At 65.8% G+C, this 14,794-nt stretch carries 13 protein-coding genes and 1 pseudogene; 7 read left to right on the top strand and 7 right to left on the bottom strand.

The annotated features are described in order from the left end of the window. Positions 1 to 1,559, top strand: a pseudogene (locus ACTIMF_RS15500) (AMP-binding protein); the annotation flags it as partial. 38 nt (positions 1,560 to 1,597) lie between these two features. Here the strand turns inward: ACTIMF_RS15500 and ACTIMF_RS15495 are convergent. Together ACTIMF_RS15495 and ACTIMF_RS15490 are read right to left on the bottom strand one after the other, a co-directional pair. Then, positions 1,598 to 3,142, bottom strand: coding sequence for an ATP-dependent DNA ligase (locus ACTIMF_RS15495; protein ID WP_442351184.1), 1,545 nt, complete (start codon positions 3,140 to 3,142; stop codon positions 1,598 to 1,600). Between the two features lie 21 nt (positions 3,143 to 3,163). Continuing rightward, positions 3,164 to 3,841 (bottom strand): nitroreductase family protein, encoded by a 678-nt coding sequence (locus ACTIMF_RS15490; RefSeq protein WP_442351177.1) that lies wholly within the window; start codon positions 3,839 to 3,841, stop codon positions 3,164 to 3,166. Between the two features lie 54 nt (positions 3,842 to 3,895). Here ACTIMF_RS15490 and ACTIMF_RS15485 point away from each other — a divergent pair, with 54 nt between their 5' ends. After that, positions 3,896 to 4,810, top strand: a complete 915-nt coding sequence (locus ACTIMF_RS15485; RefSeq protein ID WP_442351176.1) for an alpha/beta fold hydrolase — start codon at positions 3,896 to 3,898, stop codon at positions 4,808 to 4,810. Positions 4,811 to 5,004: 194 nt separating this feature from the next. Continuing rightward, on the top strand, positions 5,005 to 6,006 hold the full coding sequence (locus ACTIMF_RS15480) for a mechanosensitive ion channel family protein (RefSeq protein WP_442351175.1): 1,002 nt from the start codon (positions 5,005 to 5,007) through the stop codon (positions 6,004 to 6,006). Positions 6,007 to 6,113: 107 nt separating this feature from the next. Here ACTIMF_RS15480 and ACTIMF_RS15475 read toward each other — a convergent pair whose 3' ends face one another. Both ACTIMF_RS15475 and ACTIMF_RS15470 read right to left on the bottom strand, forming a co-directional pair. Further along, positions 6,114 to 6,818: a response regulator gene (locus ACTIMF_RS15475; RefSeq protein ID WP_442351174.1), complete on the bottom strand. Its 705-nt coding sequence runs from the start codon at positions 6,816 to 6,818 to the stop codon at positions 6,114 to 6,116. Then, positions 6,818 to 8,344: an ATP-binding protein gene (locus ACTIMF_RS15470; RefSeq protein ID WP_442351173.1), complete on the bottom strand. Its 1,527-nt coding sequence runs from the start codon at positions 8,342 to 8,344 to the stop codon at positions 6,818 to 6,820. The genes ACTIMF_RS15475 and ACTIMF_RS15470 overlap by 1 nt, the downstream gene beginning before the upstream one ends. Positions 8,345 to 8,495: 151 nt before the next feature. Between ACTIMF_RS15470 and ACTIMF_RS15465 the strand changes: the two genes are divergently transcribed. Next, a complete protein-coding gene (locus ACTIMF_RS15465) occupies positions 8,496 to 9,947 on the top strand; it encodes a cation:dicarboxylate symporter family transporter (RefSeq protein WP_442351172.1) in 1,452 nt (483 codons plus the stop codon). Positions 9,948 to 10,011: 64 nt separating this feature from the next. Here ACTIMF_RS15465 and ACTIMF_RS15460 read toward each other — a convergent pair whose 3' ends face one another. Next, on the bottom strand, positions 10,012 to 10,443 hold the full coding sequence (locus ACTIMF_RS15460; protein WP_442351171.1) for a CoA-binding protein: 432 nt from the start codon (positions 10,441 to 10,443) through the stop codon (positions 10,012 to 10,014). A gap of 37 nt (positions 10,444 to 10,480) precedes the next feature. On the opposite strand from ACTIMF_RS15460, the gene ACTIMF_RS15455 reads away from it, so the two are divergent. Next, positions 10,481 to 11,017: a YdeI/OmpD-associated family protein gene (locus tag ACTIMF_RS15455; protein WP_442351170.1), complete on the top strand. Its 537-nt coding sequence runs from the start codon at positions 10,481 to 10,483 to the stop codon at positions 11,015 to 11,017. Between the two features lie 21 nt (positions 11,018 to 11,038). Here the strand turns inward: ACTIMF_RS15455 and ACTIMF_RS15450 are convergent, their stop codons facing one another. After that, positions 11,039 to 11,482 (bottom strand): nitroreductase/quinone reductase family protein, encoded by a 444-nt coding sequence (locus ACTIMF_RS15450; RefSeq protein ID WP_442351169.1) that lies wholly within the window; start codon positions 11,480 to 11,482, stop codon positions 11,039 to 11,041. Between the two features lie 91 nt (positions 11,483 to 11,573). On the opposite strand from ACTIMF_RS15450, the gene ACTIMF_RS15445 reads away from it, so the two are divergent. Next, entirely contained in the window at positions 11,574 to 13,895 is a 2,322-nt protein-coding gene (locus ACTIMF_RS15445) for an FUSC family protein (RefSeq protein ID WP_442351168.1), read from the top strand. On the opposite strand, the gene ACTIMF_RS15440 is transcribed toward ACTIMF_RS15445, so the two are convergent. Then, the gene (locus ACTIMF_RS15440; protein WP_442351183.1) at positions 13,882 to 14,166 is read right to left on the bottom strand and encodes an FAD-dependent oxidoreductase; all 285 of its coding nucleotides are present in this window, start codon (positions 14,164 to 14,166) and stop codon (positions 13,882 to 13,884) included. The two genes, ACTIMF_RS15445 and ACTIMF_RS15440, sit on opposite strands and share 14 nt — an antisense overlap. Positions 14,167 to 14,272: 106 nt before the next feature. Here ACTIMF_RS15440 and ACTIMF_RS15435 point away from each other — a divergent pair, with 106 nt between their 5' ends. Next, entirely contained in the window at positions 14,273 to 14,773 is a 501-nt protein-coding gene (locus ACTIMF_RS15435) for a methylated-DNA--[protein]-cysteine S-methyltransferase (RefSeq protein ID WP_237012038.1), read from the top strand. The last annotated feature ends 21 nt before the right edge of the window (positions 14,774 to 14,794 follow it).

The following is a 14,794-nucleotide window of genomic DNA, read 5'->3' as shown; positions in this document are numbered from 1 at the left end:
CGGGTGGGCTTTGGTGGGGGGCGGCGGGGTGTGCGTGCTGGTTCCACTCGCCCCCCCCCCCCCCACGACGGTCCGATCAGGTCGCAGCCATGCTGCGGGACTCCGGCGTCCGGCGGGGCCAGAGCGTCATAGTGATGCTCGACAACCAAGTGGAACTCTGGGAGTCGATGCTCGCGCTCATCAAGATCGGTGCCGTCATCATGCCGACGACGACCGCCGTCGGACCGGCCGACCTCGCCGACCGCGTAGCACGCGGTGACGCCCGCGCTGCGATCTGCAATGCCGTGGACGCACCGAAGTTCACCGACATCGCCGGAGTCGAGCACCGCTTCGCGATAGGCACAGGTGTGGACGGGTGGACCGACTACGCGGCGGCGTCGAATTCGTCCGATCCCGTCATCGAGCATCCCGGTAACGCCTCGACAGACCGGGTCCTGCTCTATTTCACCTCTGGCACCACCAGCAAGCCGAAACTCGTCGAGCACACGCACGTGTCCTATCCCGTCGGCCACCTCTCAACCATGTATTGGCTCGGTCTGCAGCCCGGCGACGTCCACCTCAATATCTCCAGCCCCGGCTGGGCGAAGCATGCGTGGTCGAACTTCTTCGCTCCGTTCCTCGCCGAAGCCGCTGTCCTCGTCTACAACTATGCGCGTTTCGACCCCGCAGCACTCCTCGGACAGATCACCGACGAGCACGTCTCGACCTTCTGCGCGCCACCGACGGTCTGGCGCATGTTGATCAACGCCGATCTGTCCGCGGGACGCCCGGCGTCACTGCGCGAGGCGATCGGCGCGGGCGAACCCCTCAACCCCGAGGTGATCAGCAAGGTTCACGAGCATTGGGGACTGATGATCCGCGACGGCTTCGGGCAGACCGAATGCACCGCGTCGGTCGCGAACTCGCCCGGACAGCGTCTCAAGTCCGGTTCGATGGGCCGACCGCTTCCCGGGGTACCCGTCGTCCTCGTCTCTCCAGAGACCGACGAGCGGGTCGACGGACCGGGCGAAGGCGAGATCTGCCTGGATCTCGGCGGCCCGCAGGGCCGCCCTGTCACCTTGATGACGGGATACCAGGGCGACGACGAACGCAACGCACTCGCGATGGCCCACGGCTTCTATCACACCGGCGACGTCGCCGAACGCGACGAGGACGGGTACATCACGTACATCGGGCGGACCGACGACGTGTTCAAGGCATCGGACTACAAGGTCAGTCCGTTCGAGTTGGAGAGCGTCCTGATCGAGCATCCGGCTGTCGCCGAGGCGGCCGTGGTCCCGGCACCCGACTCGGTGCGTTTGGCGGTGCCGAAGGCCTACATCGCGCTCGCACCCGGGCACGAGCCGACTCCGGACACCGCACACGACATCCTCGCGTATGCCCGCGAGAACCTCCCTCCGTACCTCAGGGTCCGCCGCATCGAGTTCTTCGAGCTTCCCAAGACGATCTCCGGCAAGATCCGTCGCGTCGAACTCCGACGGCGGGAGGACGACAACGCGGACACTCGCGTCGAGACCGAGTTCCGCGACGAGGACTTCGGAATGCGCGGGACGCGCTGAGGACTTCGGCATCCGCGGGACGCGCTGAGGCTGCGCCTTCAGTGCGGTGGCAGTCGGTCCCGGAGCGATGCGATCGTGTCCGCGTCCTGCGCGGGCTTCGCATCGACGCCGGTCCGGTACCGCTTGACCCGGGCGAACCGGAGCGCCACCCCACCCGGGTAGCGCGTCGATCGTTGAACCCCGTCGACCGCGATCTCGACGACGATCTGCGGTCGCAGATACAGCACGCGCCCCGCCCGCCGGTCGGCGATCGTCGGGAAGTACTCGGTCTGCCAACGCAGGATGTCGTCGGTAAGACCTTTGAATGTCTTACCAACCATCACGAACTCGCCGGCCTGACCGATTTGCCCGTCGGGGTCGCGCGCACCGAGGTGAATGTTCGACAGCCATCCCGATCTGCGTCCTGATCCCTCTTCGACGGCGAGAACCACGAGGTCGTACGTGTAGACGGGCTTCACCTTCACCCAGTGCGCACCACGTCGCCCCGCCGCGTACGGTGCGTCCAGCGCCTTGACGACGATTCCTTCGTGGCCGGCCGCCAGGGCCTCGTCGAGCACTGCCTGCGCGGAGTCAGGACCGTCTGAGCTGGAATTGTCCGCGGCAACCAGCCGCCCAGGAATCATGTGGTCACCTGCCACGTCACGGAGTACTCTCCGTCGCTCGGTCAGCGGGTCGTCGATCCGTGATCGTCCCTCGCCGTACAGGATGTCGAAGAACCAAACGGCGAGCGTCCGGGAGCCGTCACGTCCGAGGCTGCTCATGGTGTCTTGAAACGGCCGCACCGCTCCCGACTCGTCCATCGCGAGCGTCTCGCCGTCCAGGACGAGATCGCCGCCGGGGAACTCGGAGACCACATCGACGACTTCCGGAACCCGGTCGGTGATGTCGGCAAGGCTTCTCGTGTAGACCCGCACTCGACCTCCGACGCGATGCACTTGCAGCCGCGCGCCGTCGAGCTTGTATTCGACCGACGCCGCACCTGTGGTCGCGACCGCTTCGCCCGGCGACTGCGCGGTGCCTGCCAGCATCGGTTGCACGGGCACGCCGGGAGCGAGGTCGACAAGGGTCAGATCGTCACCCGCGAGCGCTGCACGAGCTGTGGTTCCGAGGTCGCCCGAGAGCATGACGGCGCGACGCACCACGCTCTTGTCGAGTTCGGCCGCCTGCGCGACGGCGTCGACGAGAACACCCTCGAGTGCGCCGGTGCGCATCTCACCGATCATCACCCGAGCGAGGTAGTCCTGTTCCTCGACGGTCGCGCGACTCATCAAATCGGTGAGGACTGTCAAGCGATTACCCGTCGAGCCGGGGCCTCGACTGCTCGACAGCTCACCGAAGGCAGCATCGACGTCAGCGATGCGCAGGACCGCGGTCTGGGCGGGATCCACGAGTTCATTGGTCAGGGTCCGCCAACCGATGCCCAGGCGTCCCTGAGTCGGCCGCCCCAGAATCAGGCCGACGGCGGTTGGCGCCTCGTCTGGCCGCAGTCCCGCGAGCACGTCGGCCAGGATGTTGGTCTTCGCCGCTCGCGATGTTCTCGAGGCCACCTCGGCAGCGGCGGCCACCAGGTCGGCGAGGAGCATGGACACGTCGGTCATCGCGGCTCACCGCTCGGACTCAAGGGTGAACGGTGCGCCGTCGTAGGCGTCGCGAGTGACGAAGTCCTCGACGGCGTTCCTCCGCAGCCGCGTCAGCATTCGAGCGGGCCGTCCAAGCGGGATCACCGCGGCGACGGCGTGCCCGGACGGAATTTTCAGCAGGTCGCGGACTGCCGGCTCCTCGGCGGTCGCCATCGTCGTGAAGGTTCCACCGAAGCCGCGTGAGCGTGCAGTGGTCAGAATGTTCCACGCCAGCGGATAGATCGATCCACCGCTGATGACTCCGACTCGGTCAAGGTCTTTGTCGGTCGAGGCGATTACCGCGAGGTCAACGGAGATCACCAGCAACACGGGCGCAGCGACGAGCGGCGCGACGAACTCACCGACGCCTCGGGTCGCCGCGAGGTCCTCGTCGGTCACCGTCGTCGGATCCACGGTGTTCCAAGGCATCTCACCGGCGGCGCGCTGTGCGAGGTATCGGCGCGCGCCAGGTCTGCTCAGGTCGGCGATCCGGCGCTTCACATCGGCATCCCGCACGATCGTGACGTGGCCCCCTTGGCGGTTGCCGCCGCTCGGCGCGAACCGCGCCGTGTCCAGAATCTCGTAGAGGGCTTCGTCGGTCACCGGATCGTCGGTGAACTCACGGGCTGCGAATGTCGTGCGGATGGCGTGCTCGTGCTCCATGTATCCATGCTCCCACCCGTTCAGCGGTACCGCCCCGTCCGCGATGATGGTTGCATGACTACGCGCGAAGGAATCATCTCCGGCGAAGACGTCGACATCTTCTATGACGAATTCGGCGACCCGAACCATCCAGCTGTCCTCCTCGTGATGGGGCTGGGAGCTCAGATGGTGTATTGGCGCTCCGATTTCTGCGAGCGGATCGCGGCCGCCGGCTATCGGGTGATCCGGTTCGACAACCGGGACAGCGGGCTCTCCGGAAAGTTCGACGGTGCGCGCGTAGGCGGCCTCCCGTTGCCCATCAAGATGGTCCAGTCCTTCTTCGGCCGACCCGCGAAGGGCGCGCCGTACACCGTGAGCGACCTCGCAGGCGACGCGATTAGCGTCCTCGATCATCTCGGCATAGCGCGAGCCCACGTCGTCGGCGCATCGATGGGAGGCATGATCGTCCAGGTCGTGGCCGCCGAGTACCCTGACCGGGTCTCGTCCACGACTGTCGTGATGTCGAGCAACAATCGGGCACTGCTACCGCCGCCCGGCCCGCGACAACTTCTCACACTGCTCTCGCCGCCGCCGAAGCGTGCCGACCGGGACGAGATCATCGAGCACACAGTGCAACTCGGTCGTACGATCGGTTCGCCGGTGTACCCACCGACTCTCGAACAGGCGCGGCGCAATGCCGCCGAATACTTCGACCGCTGTTACTACCCGGTTGGCGTGGCTCGACAGTTCGCGGCGATCCTCGCCACCGGTTCACTTCACTCGTACGACGCGAAGATCACGGCTCGCACGCTGGTCCTGCACGGCACCCACGACAAGCTGATGCGACCGTCGGGGGCACGTGCCGTCGCACGAGCAGTCCCCGACGCTCGGCTGGTGATGATCGACGGAATGGCGCACGACCTACCCGAGCCGTTATGGGATCAGATCGTCGGCGAATTGACACAGCATTTCGCGCACACCGGCCCATAGTTCGAGAATCTCACGGCATACGCGCGTTATGCGAATTATCGAATCGTTATCGAAACCTTTTTCGCACCTCATTGCGCATGCAGTGCACGAATCCCCAGTATTGATGTCGCACTCGGCCTGCAATTGCGTTACCGACGCCATACGGTCAATATGAGTCCGGCGCGCACTGTGCCGGACATGGAGGGAGAACAGTAATGGCCACCACCGTGGCGATCGACTACGGCGCGGGAATTTCCGACGCCTGGTCGTCGATCGCAAATTTCGTACCGAAGCTCGTCGCATTCCTGGTGATCTTGTTGATCGGCTGGATCATCGCGAAGGTCCTGGCCAAGCTCGTCACCACGATTCTGCGAAAAGTGGGATTCGATCGGTTGACTGAGCGCAGCGGACTTTCGAAGGTGCTCGCCAAGAGCGATTACGATGCGGGTTCCCTTCTTGCGAAGGTCGTCTATTACGCGATCCTGCTGATAACTCTCCAATTGGCGATCGGCGTGTTCGGGCCCAATCCGATCAGCGATCTGCTGACCCGATTCGTATCGTGGCTCCCCAAGCTGTTCATCGCGATCCTCATCATCGTGATCGTCGCCGCGATCGCTCACGCGGTCAGTGACCTGATCCGCGGCGCCCTCGGCGGCGCGTCGTACGGTCCGCTCATCGCGACGATCGCGTCGGTCTTCATCTGGGGCGCGGGGATCATTGCGGCCCTCAACCAGATCGGCGTCGCCACCACGGTCACCACGCCGGTCCTGATCGCCGTTCTCGCCACCCTCGGCGGCGTCATCGTCGTCGGTGTCGGCGGCGGACTCGTCAAGCCGATGCAGACGCGCTGGGAGACCGCGCTGGACAAGGTCTCCGAAGAGATCCCGGCCCGTCGAGCCGAGCGCGCAGAACGGGCCGCCGCATCCTCGCGAGGCAACCACGCCGCACAGCCGCACCCGCAGCAGCAGGCGTACTCGCAGCAGCAGCAGACTGCGTACACGCAGCCGATGCCGCAGACCCAGCAGCCGTACACCGGCCAGTACCAAACCGGCCAGAACCCGAATCCCCAGGGCCAGACTCCCCAGGGCCAGACTCCCCAGTACCCGGGTCAGTACACACCTGAGCCGGGCCAATACGGGGGCGGGTACCCACAGCAGCAGGATCCGTACCAGCCACCTCAATACCCGGAGAACCCGTATCCGGAGAACCGGGACTGACGGCATCTCGATGTGACGCAGTGACATGAACGAGGGCGACGCTCGACGAGGCGTCGCCCTCGTTCATGTCTGACGCTCGCAGCGCCCGACGGCCTGCAGCACTGTGTTCATGCGGGATGTTCTGCTCGTACCCAGAGGTACTTGTTCTCCGGGCGTCCTCGTCCACCGTATTCGGGTACGCGTTGACAGACGCGGTCGTCGGACAATCGCTCCAGATACCGCCACGCCGTCACGCGCGACACACCGGTGTGCGCTGCGATCTCGCTGGCGCTCAGCGGTTCCGACGACCCGCGTAGGGTCGTAGTGATCAGTTCCAGCGTCGACGCCGAGATCCCCTTCGGCGTCGCAGGCCCGCCGACGGGTTCGCGCAGAGCCGCCAGCGCCGCGTCAACCTGTGCCTGGCCGGCCTCCGCACCACCGAGCATTCGTCGATACTCGCGATAGTGCTCGAGTTTGGCCGCGAATGCGGCGAACGTGAATGGCTTGATCAGGTACAGCAGCGCGCCACGCGCGACGGAGGTCCGGACGGTGTCGACGTCGCGCGCCGACGTCACCATGATGACATCGGGGCGCGGCGTCGTCTCGGCGACCGCCCCCGCCACATCCACGCCACTCATGTCCGGGAGGCCGACGTCCACCAGCAACAGGTCGATCGGTGACGGGCCCCGGGCTGCGCGCCAAACCGCGTCGACCGCCGCGGCGCCCGTGCCGACCGTCGTCAGTACGTCGAACCCGTCGATCCGCCGCACGTACTCGGCGTGCGCGGACGCGATCCGTGGTTCGTCCTCAACGATCAAGACCCCGATGCCCATCAGTCCCCTTCCGAGCCGAGTGGGAGGATCAGTTCGACGGTCGACGGATCCCGGTGCACGCTCAGGGTACCGCCGCGCCGTCTCGCCAACTGGCTCAGCAGCGCCAGCCCCAACCCTCGTCCGTGGACACGATCGTGCCCGGTCTTGGTGGAATATCCTCGGTCGCACGCGCGAGCGAACTCCTCGTCGCTCATCCCGACGCCGCCGTCGAGAACGCGCAGTGACCACGCTCCGCCGACGACCCCGGCATCGACCTCGACCCAGCCGTCGACACCGGCCGCGTCCACGGCGTTGTCGACGAGATTGCCGACGGCGGTGAGTGATTCGGCCGGAGTGAGCGGACCACCGACGAGGTCTGCTCCCGCGGCCACCGTGACTTCGACGCCGGTAGCCGCAGCTTCGGCGATCTTCGCGACGAGCAGCGCCGTGACAGCCGGATCGGCGGCGGACGCCAACTGGTCGACAACCCCTTGAGAGGAGGTGAGTTGCTGGGTAGCGAAGTCCACGGCGTCATCGCGTCTACCGAGTTCGATCATCGTGACCACCGAGTGCATCCGATTCGCATGCTCATGGGCCTGTGCGCTCAACGCACTGGCGAGGGATCGCACCGCATCGAGTTCGCCGAGCGTCTCCTGCAGTTCGGTTCGGTCACGGAGGGTCAACACCGTGCCCAGTCTCCGGGACCCGATCTCCACGGATTGGCGGTTGGCGACGAGCACCCGACTACCGCTGATGTGCACCTCGTCGGCGAGATCGTCGTCGCCACGAAGCGACATAGGCAGATCACTGCGCGTGATCGGTCCTTCCGGCAGGTGCAGAAGACGACGCGCTTCGTCGTTGACGACCACTGCCCGCCCGTCCCGGGACTCTGCGTCGAACACGATCATGCCTTCGGCCAGTGCGTGCAGAACCGCGTCGTGGTGCTCGTACAGCTTCCGCAACTCGTCAGGCCGCAGGCCGAGGGTCTGCCGGCGCAGCCGACGTTCGATGACCAGCGCGACGCCGACCGCCATCGCGAGTCCGATCAGTACGACGGTCACCACGACCGGCACGATCCGGCCGACCTGGTCGGCGAGTCGGGCGCGAGTGACTCCTGCGGAGACGAGGCCGACGAGCGTCCCCCTCTCGTCGTACACCGGCGTCACCGCACGGACCGACGGTCCCAGGCTTCCGGTGTAGACCTCCGTGAACGTCTCACCTCGTAGCGCTCGGTCGACGGTTCCCGTGAATTCACCACCGATTCGCGCGCGATCAGAGTGCGTGTAACGGGTGCGGTCGGGCGCCATGACAACGATGAAGTCCATCCCGGAGACCTCCCCGACCGCATCGGTCACCGGCAGCAGGAGCGCAGTCGGGTCCGGCGAGCCAAGCGCAGCCGCCGTCGACGGCGTCGTCGCCAGTGCGACCGCGACCGCCGTGGTGCGTTCACGTGCATCGTCGTCGGTCCGGTCACGTTCCTGCCAGATGACTGCGACCGATCCGACGACCGCCACGACGAGCAGTAGCGCCACCTGCGAGACGAACACTCGGGTAGAAACTGTGGGTCGCCATCGCACCCATCTCACGCTGTTCATCGATTCGACCTCGCCGTGTAAAGAATGAACACAAGAGTGTCCCCCATCACATCGTCGCCCATGCTTCTCGTTACCGCCGTACGAGAGTCGAAGGAGACCTCCTGTGACAACAACGACTGACACCGCGCCCCGATCGGCGGCGCCAAAACATAAACGCGACCGTACACACTTCCTCTACATCGCCGTCATCGTGGCCGTGGTCGCAGGCGTCGTGGTCGGCATGGTGTGGCCGGAGTTCGGCAAGGATCTCAAACCGCTCGGCGAGATCTTCGTGAACCTCATCAAGATGATGATCTCGCCGGTCATCTTCTGCACCATCGTGCTCGGCATCGGTTCGGTGCGGAAGGCCGCGAGTGTCGGCCGGATCGGCGGACTAGCCCTCGGCTACTTCGTCGTGATGTCGACGTTCGCGTTGGGCATCGGCATCCTCGTCGGAAACATCCTCAAGCCCGGCACCGGCCTGCACGTGACCGCGGGCTCGGGCGCCGAGTACGCCGAGCAGGCGCACGAGGGCGGCGGAACGTGGGACTTCGTCAGCAGCATCGTCCCCGACTCGATGCTGTCCGCGCTCACCTCTGGCAGCGTTCTGCAGACCTTGTTCATCGCACTGCTCGTCGGATTCGCACTGCAGGCCATCGGCAGTCCGGGCGAGCCGATCCTGCGAGGAATCGGACTGATCCAGAAGCTGGTGTTCCGAGTGCTCGTCATGATCTTGTGGGTGGCTCCGATCGGTGCATTCGGAGCTATCGCCGCGGTCGTCGGCTCGACCGGGTTCGACGCGGTGACGCAACTCGGCTTGTTGATGCTCGGCTTCTACGTGACGTGCTTCCTGTTCGTGTTCGTCGTCCTCGGCACGCTGCTACGCCTGGTCGCGCACTTGTCTGTGTTCAAACTCGCCCGTTATCTGGCGCGCGAATACCTGTTGATCGTCGCGACGTCGTCGAGCGAAGCCGCCCTGCCGCGGCTGATCGCGAAGATGGAGCACGCCGGTGTGCAGAAGTCCACGGTCGGCATCGTCGTTCCGACCGGGTACTCGTTCAACCTGGACGGCACGGCGATCTACTTGACGATGGCTTCCTTGTTCGTCGCCGACGCGATGGGCGCACCGCTGAACTACGGCGAGCAGTTCTCGTTGCTGCTGTTCATGATGATCGCCTCGAAGGGCGCTGCAGGCGTCACCGGAGCCGGTCTGGCCACTCTCGCGGGTGGCCTGCAGAGTCACCGCCCGGACTTGTTGGACGGGGTCGGTGTGATCGTCGGCATCGACCGGTTCATGTCGGAGGCCCGAGCCCTGACGAACTTCTCCGGCAATGCGATCGCAACGATCCTGATCGGCACCTGGACCAAGACGATCGATGCGTCGACCACTCGGCGAGTCCTCGACGGCAAGGATCCGTTCGACGAGTCGTCGATGGTCGAGGACGACGAACCGTCCGAAGCGACCTCCGGCGCGGCCACCGTCACGGAAGAGTCAGTGGTTCTGACGAAGCACCGGCCCGAACAGCGGTCGATGGAGTCGGAGCCGGGACACGAACTGGAACCGGCGCGCATCTGACAGATGCCAATCCGGACACCCCCGCTGCGCCCGACCCATCGAATGGGACGGGCGCAGCGGTCGCTTACGTTGCGACCGAGCCCGGCCCGCGGATCCCGGTCCGCCGCTGTTCGATGATCAGGCAGCGGTCCTCGACATACCGCAGACCTGCATCCTCGGCGATCTGTCGGGCTTCCGCACTGACTATCCCCAGTTGGAGCCACAGCGCCGTCGCACCTGCGGCCACGGCCTGGCGCGCGACCTCGGGAGCGTCAGCGGAGGGCCGGAAGACGTCGACGAGTCCGATCTGCTCGGGGACTTCGGCGAGCGAGCGGGACACGGTCTCCCCCACGATCTCGTCGGCGTGCGGGTTCACCGGGACGATCCGCCAACCCGCGGCCTTCATGTACGCGGGCACCTCGTTCGCGGCTTTCGCAGGGTTCGCGCTCGCCCCGACCACAGTGATGGTGTCATAGGAGCTCAGAATGTGTTCGACAACGTCGTCGGTGGAGGCCATCCCTCCACTGTAGAGCCCGACCGACAGGAGCAACCCGATGCCGAATGGCGCACCGATCACCTTCGACGCTCCGATCGAGCAGGTCAACGACCGGACTATCCTGCGCTTGCCTGCTGACGCGAGCACAGCTCTGCCGTCACGCGGACAGGTCGCGGTCACCGGCAGCGTCGGCGGCCACCCGTACGACACGGTCGTCGAACCCGACGGAAACCGCGGTCATTGGATCCGCCTGGAAGAACCGCTGACCACGGAACTCGGCGCCCCGAACACTGTCGTGTCGACGACGATCACGCCTGCCAAACAGTGGCCAGAGCCGGTGGTTCCCGACGATCTGCAGTCGGCGCTGGACGACGCCCCGGACACTGCGGAACTGTGGAATGCGATCACCCCGATGGCCCGATGGGAATGGGTCCGGTGGGTGCAGGCGACGAAGAACCCGTCGACGCGGACCAAACGCATCGGAGTCGGCATCTCGAAACTACGTGACGGAAAGCGTCGGCCCTGCTGTTTCGACCTCTCATCGTGCACCGACCCGAACGTCGCCAAGAGCGGCATCCTGATCGGCGCTCGCTGACCGCGTAGTCGGGCGCCCGGTTCAGTTGCGCGGTGTCAAAACCACGACGGGGATATCCCGGTCTGTTTTGCTCTGGTATCCGTCGTAGCCCGGATTTGCCATGACGGCGACGGGCCACAATTCCGCTTTCTCCTGAGCGTTCGCCGTGTGCGCGGTCCACGCCGTCGTCGACTCGTCGACGGTCACCTCGACGCCGGGAGTCGCGGACAGGTTCTTGTACCAGTCGGGGTTGTCGGAGTGCCCGCCCTTGGAGGCGATGACGACGATGCGGTCGGGTTCGAAGATCGGTGCGGTCAGCATCGTCGAACGGCGTCGACCAGACGTCCGCCCGACGGTGTGCAGCTCGATCGTCTGCATACCGAGCAGCTTCTTCGGGAAACGGCCGCCGGTCACTGTCAACAGCGTCCGATGACCGTTTTCGAGGACCCACGCGCCCACGGACGCCGTCACGTCAGAGAATGTCATGAGTCGATCGTGCTCCGGTGGTACGCGTTTGTCGATACGTGCCGTCACACGCACCTGCACGAGCCTATCGGTGGCGTATCCTCAGAGCCGTATGTCTCACACTCTCGCTGTCATCCGATCGACGACGGCGGGACGCACCCGCCAGACGGCCAACGAATGGTTCAACCGATTCGTGGCGTCTGATCCCGGTCTCACTCGACTTCGCCTCGCGGTGCAGACCGTTGTGTCGGTAGCCGCCGTCATCGGTGCCGAGTGGCTCTTCGTCCAGTTCGCACATCCGTTGATGGTGTCGGGCGACTCAGCTGCCGTGGCCGCCGAGAACCGGGCCGCCGGAGTCATGGGCATGATGGCCGGCGCGATGGTCGTGATGGTGTCGAGCTTCGCGGGCCCGATGTTCACGCGCGTCCGGGACGGACTACTCGGACTCGCCCTTCTGCCCTGCACCATGTTCATCGGCGTAGTCGCCGGGCTCGCTCTCCAAGACTTCAAGGTCGTCGCCTTGGCGGTCATGGTCGTAGCGCTCGGCGGCGCCGGGTTTCTCCGGCGGTTCGGCGCGTGGGGATTCGTCATCGGCCAAGGCCTGTTCATGGGCAATTTTCTGGGGTTCTTTCTTGGTCACCTCACCGATGTCAGCGGCGTCGGATGGATAGCGGCCGAGCTGGCGATCGGCGGGGCCGTCGCGATCGCCGCGCAGCTCGTCCTGTCCTATCCGAGCCGCTGGTCGGCAGTGCAACGCCTGAGGTCGTCGTTCCTCGGGCGGGCCGACGCCGTCGCCGCGGCGACTGTCGAGGTGCTCGACCACCCCGACTCTGAGCGGAGCCGACGCCGCAGACATGAGAAGCTCGTCCGATTGAACGAGTCGGCGTTGATGATCGACGCCCAGCTCGCGGAGAATCCGCGGCTTCCCGTCGGGACGACGGCCGCCGAACTCCACCAGCACGTCTTCGCTGCCGAACTGGCGCTCGCGAACGCCTCCCGTTTCGCGCGCGCGATCGCTGTCGCCGACACCCCCGACTCAGTGCGGACCCTCGTCCGCGACGCGATGGTCGCTGTCGAGCAGCGCGCGCCCGAACCCGTCGACCGGATCGGGCGCGCCCTCCGCGAACTGTTACGCCAAGACGATACGAGTGCGCAGATCGACGACGACACTCTCCTCGTCCTGCACCGCTTCGCGACGTCTGTGATCGCCTATGCGCAGGTCTTGGCTGCGATCAACCGGCAGCGGTTCGAGCCGTACCTCGACCGTGTCCGGTCGCACGACGTACCCGAACAGGACAGGTTCGCGGCGTCGGTCTCACTCGTCGGCGGATGGCTGCCCGGATCGTCAGCGGTGAGCGCTACCGCATCGAAGGAGAAGACCGGCCAGTCGGTGGCCGCTCGTCTGGATCCTTCGGTCCGTGCGGGCATCCAGATGACGGTGGCGGCGGCGATCTCTGTGGTTGCGGGATCGCTGATCTCGGCCGACCGCTTCTACTGGGCGGTGCTTGCGACGTTCGTCACGTTCATGGGCGCCAACAACGCCGCAGAACAGGTCCGTAAGGGTGCGTTCCGCGTCATCGGCACGATTCTCGGCGTCGTCGTCGGCGCACTTCTCGCCGAGATCGTCGGCAGAGATGTCCCGCTGTCGATCGCGGTGATCCTCGTATCGCTGTTCCTCGGCATCTATCTGATGCGGATCAGCTACGCGTGCTTCGCCATGTCCATCACGATCCTCGTTGCGCAGTTGTACGTGCAGCTCGCTGAATTCTCCGCAGGACTGTTGGAGATGCGAGTGCTCGAGACGCTCGTCGGCGCGGCCGCGGCGGTCGCCACGGTGATCTTCGTGCTTCCGCTGCGCACGAGCCGGGTGGTCCGAGCCGCGACTCGCGAGTTTCTCACCGCACTGTCGGCCCTGGTCACCGGTACCGTCCGAGGCGTCCGTGACGGCGACGGCGGGCACCGTCTCGAAACGGTGTCGCGCGACCTGGACGTCGCTTTTCAGGCCTTGGAGTCGGCCACGTCGCCGAGTCGCGCGATGCTTCGGGTGCCTGGGACGTTCGGCGGCGTCAACCAACAGTGGTGGGCTGCCGCCAACGCAGCGCACTCGTACGCGCGCGATCTCGTCGCCGATGCGCAATGGTGCACCGAGATCGACGGCCCAGAGGGCGCCCGACTCGACGATGCGACCGCTGCGATGATCGCCTCGATCACCGAACTCGTCGAGGCTCTCGCCGAGCACCGATCCACTCGGGTCTACACGCGGTCGGCCTCCCTGTTCGAGCGAGTGGCCACCGGACTGGACGACCACGGGCGGTTGACGCCACGCCAATTGGTCCTCCGTGATCTCCAGTTGATCGACGGCGCAACCGCCGCGCTGGCGAAGTCGGCAGACATCGACGTACACGCCGTCGACACAGCAGTCACCGATCGCTGAGAACAACGTCGACTGCGCGAGCCGCACTCTGGGCGGCGCCCTCCATCGTGGTGGTCCAGTCGGTGCGCGTCCAGTCACCCGCGAGCGCGAGACCGTGGACCGCCGTCCGCTGGTCGGGTCGGATTCCCGCGCTGCCCGGACGCTGAGCGAACGTCGACTTCGGCATCCGCACAACATGGGCGTGGACCACGCCAGCTTCGGCCAGCAACACCGCGGATGCCAATCCGGCCAGTCCCCCGCCTACGACTACACAGTCCATGGCGGCGAGAATAGCGGATCGTAAGTTCAGTTATATGAACTTCGGGATCAGTGGTTCGGCGGGGTGCCCCAGTCCCGTGGAATGTTGGAGTGCAGTCGCGCACGAGAGGAACCCGACGATGCGTCGATACGACGTCGTCCCCAGCCCCGTCGACGATCTACTGCTGATCGCCGACGACGAAGCGTTGACGCGTGTCGTCTTCGCCGGCCATACCGTGCCCTCGTCCGAGTGCGGACCGAGGTGCGACGCCGACGATCGGGTACTCGGCACGGCGCGAGCGCAACTGCTCGAGTACTTCGCGGGGACCCGCACTCGCTTCGATCTTCCGCTGCACACCGACGGAAACGAGTTCGACACCGCCGCCTGGCACGCGCTCGCCGACATCCCGTACGGGACCACCATCACGTACGGCGACCTCGCCGGACGACTCGGCGACCGCAGGCTGGCCCAACGGGTCGGACAATCCGTGGGTCGCAACCCGATCGCGGTCGTCCTCCCCTGTCATCGCGTCGTCGGCGCGGACGGCACACTCACCGGTTTCGGCGGCGGCCTCGACCGCAAACGGATACTCCTCGACCTCGAGGAACCGTCCGCGGACGTCGCGATGCGACTGTTCTAGAGGCGATGTCCTAGGAGCCCG

It is taken from the genome of Gordonia sp. (in: high G+C Gram-positive bacteria) (assembly GCF_052106715.1).
Classification (GTDB): Bacteria; Actinomycetota; Actinomycetes; order Mycobacteriales; family Mycobacteriaceae; genus Gordonia.
This window is presented reverse-complemented; position numbering and strand designations above follow the sequence as displayed.

Excerpts from the sequence above, each read along its gene's own strand:
- ACTIMF_RS15495 (WP_442351184.1), bottom strand. The coding sequence starts at position 3,142 with ATGCTCCTCGCCGACCTGGTGGCCGCCGCTGCCGAGGTGGCCTCGAGA.
- ACTIMF_RS15490 (WP_442351177.1), bottom strand. The coding sequence starts at position 3,841 with ATGGAGCACGAGCACGCCATCCGCACGACATTCGCAGCCCGTGAGTTC.
- ACTIMF_RS15485 (WP_442351176.1), top strand. The coding sequence starts at position 3,896 with ATGACTACGCGCGAAGGAATCATCTCCGGCGAAGACGTCGACATCTTC.
- ACTIMF_RS15480 (WP_442351175.1), top strand. The coding sequence starts at position 5,005 with ATGGCCACCACCGTGGCGATCGACTACGGCGCGGGAATTTCCGACGCC.
- ACTIMF_RS15475 (WP_442351174.1), bottom strand. The coding sequence starts at position 6,818 with ATGGGCATCGGGGTCTTGATCGTTGAGGACGAACCACGGATCGCGTCC.
- ACTIMF_RS15460 (WP_442351171.1), bottom strand. The coding sequence starts at position 10,443 with ATGGCCTCCACCGACGACGTTGTCGAACACATTCTGAGCTCCTATGAC.
- ACTIMF_RS15455 (WP_442351170.1), top strand. The coding sequence starts at position 10,481 with ATGCCGAATGGCGCACCGATCACCTTCGACGCTCCGATCGAGCAGGTC.
- ACTIMF_RS15450 (WP_442351169.1), bottom strand. The coding sequence starts at position 11,482 with ATGACATTCTCTGACGTGACGGCGTCCGTGGGCGCGTGGGTCCTCGAA.
- ACTIMF_RS15445 (WP_442351168.1), top strand. The coding sequence starts at position 11,574 with ATGTCTCACACTCTCGCTGTCATCCGATCGACGACGGCGGGACGCACC.
- ACTIMF_RS15435 (WP_237012038.1), top strand. The coding sequence starts at position 14,273 with ATGCGTCGATACGACGTCGTCCCCAGCCCCGTCGACGATCTACTGCTG.